Source organism: Alteromonas sp. LOR (assembly GCF_000753865.1).
GTDB lineage: Bacteria > Pseudomonadota > Gammaproteobacteria > Enterobacterales > Alteromonadaceae > Alteromonas.
Genome location: NZ_JQFW01000005.1, coordinates 23,551 through 29,830 on the forward strand (window position 1 = coordinate 23,551; position 6,280 = coordinate 29,830).

6 protein-coding genes are annotated in these 6,280 nt (G+C 47.0%); 5 read left to right on the forward strand and 1 reads right to left on the reverse strand.

The features are described 5' to 3' along the window. Positions 1-15 precede the first annotated feature (15 nt). Positions 16-1,713 (reverse strand): anthranilate synthase component 1, encoded by a 1,698-nt coding sequence (locus JV36_RS0102530; RefSeq protein WP_032094627.1) that lies wholly within the window; start codon positions 1,711-1,713, stop codon positions 16-18. Between the two features lie 278 nt (positions 1,714-1,991). Here JV36_RS0102530 and JV36_RS0102535 point away from each other — a divergent pair, with 278 nt between their 5' ends. From JV36_RS0102535 to rluB, 5 genes are all read left to right on the forward strand, one after another. After that, positions 1,992-2,828: a PHP domain-containing protein gene (locus JV36_RS0102535; RefSeq protein ID WP_032094634.1), complete on the forward strand. Its 837-nt coding sequence runs from the start codon at positions 1,992-1,994 to the stop codon at positions 2,826-2,828. A gap of 177 nt (positions 2,829-3,005) precedes the next feature. Next, entirely contained in the window at positions 3,006-3,626 is a 621-nt protein-coding gene (locus JV36_RS0102540; protein ID WP_032094628.1) for an L-threonylcarbamoyladenylate synthase, read from the forward strand. An 81-nt stretch (positions 3,627-3,707) separates the two neighbouring features. Further along, positions 3,708-4,580 (forward strand): segregation/condensation protein A, encoded by an 873-nt coding sequence (locus JV36_RS0102545; protein WP_081926499.1) that lies wholly within the window; start codon positions 3,708-3,710, stop codon positions 4,578-4,580. Next, complete coding sequence (gene scpB / locus JV36_RS0102550; protein ID WP_032094629.1) at positions 4,567-5,160, forward strand: SMC-Scp complex subunit ScpB; 594 nt, start codon at positions 4,567-4,569, stop codon at positions 5,158-5,160. Before JV36_RS0102545 ends, scpB begins: the two co-directional genes overlap by 14 nt. 42 nt (positions 5,161-5,202) lie before the next feature. Next, the gene (gene rluB / locus JV36_RS0102555) at positions 5,203-6,102 is read left to right on the forward strand and encodes a 23S rRNA pseudouridine(2605) synthase RluB (protein WP_032094630.1); all 900 of its coding nucleotides are present in this window, start codon (positions 5,203-5,205) and stop codon (positions 6,100-6,102) included. Positions 6,103-6,280: the final 178 nt, after the last annotated feature.

A 6,280-nucleotide genomic window follows, 5' to 3' on the forward strand; every position in this document is an offset into this window, starting at 1 on the left:
CGTTAATTTCAGTGCTCATCGCGCTTCCTCACTGCTCTTACTCTCGAGACTTGACGACTTAAATTCTTCTTCAAGCGCAGCTCGCACAGCACCGATAACCGCCTGAGCTTTCGCTTTAGTCTCGTCGGCTTCGGCCTGAGGAATTGAGTCGTGAACAACGCCAGCGCCAGCTTGAATATAGGCAGTATTGTTTTTGACGAAAGCTGAGCGGATAACAATACACGTATCCATATCGCCTTGACCGTTCAAATAACCTACCGCACCGCCGTAGCTACCGCGGCGCTTTTTCTCAACGTGGCGAATAAGGGTGGCCGCGCTGACTTTTGGCGCCCCCACTAGGGTGCCCATGTTCATACAGGCTTGGTATGCATTGAGCGCGTCTAAGTCATCACGAAGTTGGCCAACCACTCGCGACACTAGATGCATCACGTGGGAATAGCGGTCTACTTTCAATAAATCTTTTACAAATCGAGTGCCTGGACGACTGACTTTAGCCACATCGTTGCGGGCCAAATCTACGAGCATAATATGTTCAGACTTTTCTTTGGTATCTTCACGCAAGTTTAATTCAATTCGACTGTCTAGGTCGTGATCGATGCTACCATCTGCACGTTTTCCGCGAGGACGAGTACCTGCAATAGGATAAATCTCAACTTGGTTGGTTTCGCTGTCGTATTTAAGAGCAGACTCTGGAGAGGCGCCGAATATCGCAAATTCAGCGTCTTGCATGAAAAACATGTAAGGGCTTGGGTTCTGCTCTTTTAATTTGGCATACGCAAGAAGCGGCGACGGACAGGGCAAAGAGAAGGTGCGGGATGGCACGACCTGAAAAATATCACCTGCCAGAATATGCTGCTTTAAATCAAGAACGTGATTACAGTAAACCTCGTCGCTCATGTCTGTGTTGACGAGTGTCTGTCCGCTTTTAACTGCGCTTTTAACTGCGCTTCTAACTGCACTGCTAAGGGAAGAGGCCATATCGCCAGCGGCGGCTTCGTTCATCAACTCAGGTGCCTGTGGCATGGCGTGAAGCTGCTGGTGCAGAGCTTCTAACCGTTGGGCCACCGCGAAGTATTGCTGAGCCACATCTTCACCACTAAATACACTGCCCACTAGGTGAGTTTCTCGCGTTTTATGATCAACGGTAATTAAGGTTTCTGCTAAATAAAAAACAAAGTCAGGGCAGTCATTTTCACCGTCAACCACATCAGGCAATGTTTCAAAGCCCGCCAGCATATCGTAAGCGAAGACACCACCAAGAAATACAGCGTGGGGGTGCTTTCGAATGGGCACAATCTTATTTACCACAATGCGAAGCGCGTCCATCACGCTTGCCGCTTTTAATCTGCTGTCCTCATCAAGTTCACTTGACGCTATATCGCATTCAAGGGTGATGGAAGTCTCGTCGCTGTGCGTAACATTAAGGCCTTCTGGACGCTCTGTTTGAAAAAGCGGAAGCACTGATTTGCCGTTGCCTGTTAGCGCGGTAATAACAACAGTGCTGCTTCTGCATTCCAGTCTTAACGCAGCGTCTACCATTAATAAGCTCTGCAAGTCGTCTTTCGAGTCTATTTCCGCAGACTCGAGCAGTAAGGCATTACTTTTTTTACCGCAAATGTGGGCAAATGCGGCAAGGGGATCGTCTATGTAATGACCCGCTTGTTCTATGGTTTCTACCTTGCCTGGAGATGTCCCCAGTTCTGCTAAACTCATTTTTGCTACTCTCCAACTGCAAAAAGATAAAAAAAAGGCCCGTACTAACGGGCCTTTTGTGTATTCATTCACGCACTACCGTGCACACCGCCCGTTAAACTAGGGAGTGCCACCACCAAGCTGCAATTTTCATTGCTGTTGAAATTGTCGATAAACGCATGAATAACTCGCTATTTGGTTTAAACTTCAATAGGCATTGAAGCTGTAAAAACGTATAATCTGTGCCTATAGAAGAAAACAAAACGCCTTTTGTGTCAACCTTAAATTTGCATAAGACATTGAAAATAGATCTACATAGCCATACAAAATTCTCAGACGGTCATCTTACGCCCACTGAACTGGTGCTGCGCGCTCATACTATGCAGGTGGATGTGCTCGCAATCACAGACCACGATACTGTCGCTGGGCTCGATGAAGCGCATGCCACGCAAGCGCAGCAAAAACGCCAACTTACGCTCATCGACGGTGTTGAAATTTCTACCCTGTGGCATGGTTTCGATATTCATGTGGTAGGGCTTAATGTGAATCGAGAGTGCCCTACGTTTCTTGCTCGCTTGCAAGAGCAAGCAAATGCGCGAGAAGAACGTGCTGCGTTAATTGCCGAAAAACTAGAAAAATGCGGGTTTGAGGGCGTGTTAGCACGGGCCAAGGCGCTTGCTGGAGTAGGGCAGGTAACCCGTGCTCACTTCGCCAGAGTGCTAGTGAATAATTACGGTGTGCCTACCATGAATGCAGCATTTAAAAAGTATTTAGGCAAGGGCAAACGGGCGGCAGTAAAGGCACAATGGCCAAGTATTGATACTGCCATAACCTGGATTCAAGAATCAGGCGGGCAAGCGGTATTGGCGCATCCTGCTCATTACGACATGACCGCGAAATGGCTTCGCAGGCTCGTCGCGTTTTTTGATCAATCTGGTGGAGACGCCATGGAAACCGCGTTTCCTGGCATCAATAAAACTAAGCAAGAGCTAATTAACGAGCTGGCAGAAAATCACGGTTTATTTGCCTCTGCAGGCTCTGATTTCCATTTTCCGTCTCGTTGGACCGAACTTGGAAAGAATTTAGGCATAAATAGTAAGTTGACACCTGTCTGGCAAAATTGGCAGCATATCTAGGGCGTTATGGAAGCATTTTACTCTTTGTCGCCGATCTTTTATTTGGGCCCTTTGACTTAGCCCACTAGGCCTACAGGACTGTTTCACGATTAAAATGCTGACATTTAGCCCAAAACTCGTACAACAAATATTAACACGGCCTAACAACTTACTTAACTGATGGGATGAAGAGACACCATGAGCCAATTTTTTTACGTTCACCCAGATAACCCTCAAAAACGACTTATCACTCAAGCCTGTGAGTTGATTCGCGACGGTGCTGTAGTGGTCTATCCTACCGACTCTGGTTACGCCATCGGCTGTCAAATCGAGGACAAAAAAGCCTTAGAGCAATTGTGCCGCATTCGTCAGATAAACAAAGATCACAACTTCACGTTAATGTGTCGCGACATGTCTGAGCTGTCGATTTACGCAAAAGTAGACAACACGGCTTTTCGCCAAATCAAAAACAACACGCCAGGGCGCTATACCTTTGTGTTAAAAGCTACGCGAGAAGTGCCGAAGCGCTTACAAAACCCAAAGCGTAAAACAATTGGTATTCGCGTGCCGGACAACGCCATTGCGCTAGCACTGCTAGAAGAGCTGGGCGAACCATTGATGTCTACATCGCTTATTTTGCCAGGTAAAACAGAAGCTGAATCTGATCCAGACGTTATTCGCGAGAATCTCGAGAAGCAAGTTGGGTTAATTATCCACGGTGGTTATATTGGCGAGCATCTTACTACGGTAGTGGATTTGTCAGAAGATACGCCAGTTATATTACGTGAAGGTACCGGTGACATTACGCCGTTTCAGTAACGATAGTCTTTGCAGCGAAAACTTACGTTGAACAATGACCTAAACACTGAAGAAGCGGGCGCTGTGCCGGGCACTACCGACATGCCCAGCAATGGGTCTAAAGGTGCCAAGCTTATAAACGCAGAACTTACTAACGGCGAAAAGCAGTCGCAGGTGCCTGTTCAGCAGCCATTGCCACTGGCGTTTATCAACGGTGAGGCGTTGATTGAAAAGCCAGAGGACTTGTTCATTCCTCCCGATGCTCTCGAGGTGATTCTAGAAACTTTTGAGGGACCGCTAGACTTACTGCTTTATCTCATTAGAAAACAAAAGTTTGATATTACCGTATTGCCCATTGCTGATGTCACTAAGCAGTACATGGAGTATGTGGATGCCATGATGGCGCTAAAGCTTGAACTTGCCGCAGAATATCTTTTGATGGCGGCGATTTTAGCTGAGATAAAATCTCGCCTGTTACTGCCTAAAAGAAGTGATGAAAGCGATGATGAGGAAGACCCTCGCGCCGAGCTTATAAGGCGCCTGAAAGAGTATGAACTGGTAAAGCAAGCCGCGGAAGATTTAGATGAGCAGCCGCGCTTAGAGCGTGATGTGTTCATCGTTACTGTTTCAACAAGCTCTAACGTAGTGCCTATAAGGGTTGAGCCCGATGTGTCTCTTGCTGAGGTGGTATTGGCATTTAGCCAAGCAATGAAGCGGGCTCAAGCCTTTGAGCATCACACTATTGCAAGAGAGGCGCTGAGCACGCGAGAGCGCATGTCATTGATATTGAGTCTGCTCAATAGCACAGATTACTCGCCTCTTGAGGCGCTATTCACTGTGGAGGAGGGGCGCGCTGGTGTGGTGGTGTCATTCTTAGCCATTTTAGAGCTAATGAAAGAACAACTTATTTTTTGCATACAGGCAGGTCCTTACGCCAAAATTCATGTAAAATTGGGCTCACATGAAGAAAATTAATACCGCACAGCTTAAGCAGCTGGTGGAAGCTGCTATATTTGTAGCAGACAAACCCATTACCAAGCAGCAGTTGAAAGAGTCAGTGCTGAGCGAATTTACCGTGGCAGACAGAACCTTAAGCAAGGTAATTAACGAGCTAATGTTAGATTATCAGCCCCGCGGAATTCAGCTAATTGAAGTAGCAAGTGGCTTTCGATTTCAGTCACTTGACGCACTTAGCCCGTGGTTGAGCAAGCTATGGCAAGAAAGTGCACCAAAGTATTCGCGCGCAATGTTAGAAACATTGGCGCTTATTGCGTATCGTCAACCCATCACCCGCGGCGAAATTGAGCAGGTTAGGGGAGTGGCGGTAAGCAGCAATATTATAAAAACACTCACAGAACGAGATTGGATTAAAGTTGTAGGGCACAAAGAAGTGCCTGGGCGTCCAGCGCTTTATGCTACAACCAAAGGTTTTCTAGATTATTTTTCTATGTCATCACTGGCCGATTTGCCAAATGCAGATGCTTTTGAAAATATGGCAGAAAGTATTGAATCTGACTCGACGCTTAAGGTGTTAAATGAGGCACCGTCAACATAGACCGTGCGACCGTAAACAAGCAAATAAAGAGTGAAGTTACCCATGACTGAAAAGTTGCAAAAAGTACTAGCTAACCAAGGGCTAGGCTCGCGACGAGAAATGGAACGTTGGATTGACGACGGTAGAGTATCGGTAGATGGTACCGTTGCAACCCTTGGCGATCGCGTTGACAACACCGCGAACATTCGCGTTGATGGCCATTTGTTATCCCGCCAAACCGAACAGCCTGTGTGCCGTGTTCTTATGTACAACAAACCCGAAGGTGAGTTGTGTAGCAGACACGATCCAGAAGGCCGAGATACGGTGTTTGACCGTCTACCTGCAATACGCCTAGGGCGTTGGATAACGGTAGGCCGCTTAGATATGAACACCAGTGGTTTATTGCTATTCACCAACGACGGTGAGCTCGCCAACCGACTGATGCACCCTAAGTGCGAAGTTGAACGGGAATACGCAGTACGTGTATTTGGTGAAGTTACTGGCAAAACTATCAGCACCCTTAAAAAAGGGGTTCAGCTAGAAGATGGTGAAGCCAAGTTCCTCACGGTATCTGGCGCTCCTACACCGCAACTATCCGAAGACGAAAGTATGAACCGCTGGTACAACGTTACCCTTAAAGAGGGGCGTAACCGAGAAGTTCGTCGATTATGGGAGTCTCAAGGCGTTCAGGTAAGCCGTCTTATCCGCGTAAAATACGGTCCTATCGAACTGCAAAAACGCTTGCCTCAAGGTGCGTGGGTGGAACTTGAACTATCAGATGTTAACGCGCTGAGAAAGCATGTTCAATTAACTGACGAAACCCAGACCATGGTGAATGTGAACCAACAGGGCAAGCTGGATCACGTTAGGTTAAGCCGCATGCGTCGCTCGGTGAAAAAGCACAAAGTGCGCAAGCAGCAAGGGCTTAAAAATAGAGTGGGCCGCGCTACTAAGCGCAAATAAAGCCGAGTAACTCGAGTAAGTCAACAAAGCGCGAGTTAGACTCAAGAAACGCAAAAAATAGTAAAAGTGAAAAAGGGCAGCATGCCCTTTTTCTTTATCTTGACCCGTCCTAAATAGCGTTGACACTTTTTAAACTTATTTTGGAGAGTGTAATGCAATCAACAACTAAGCGTAGTCA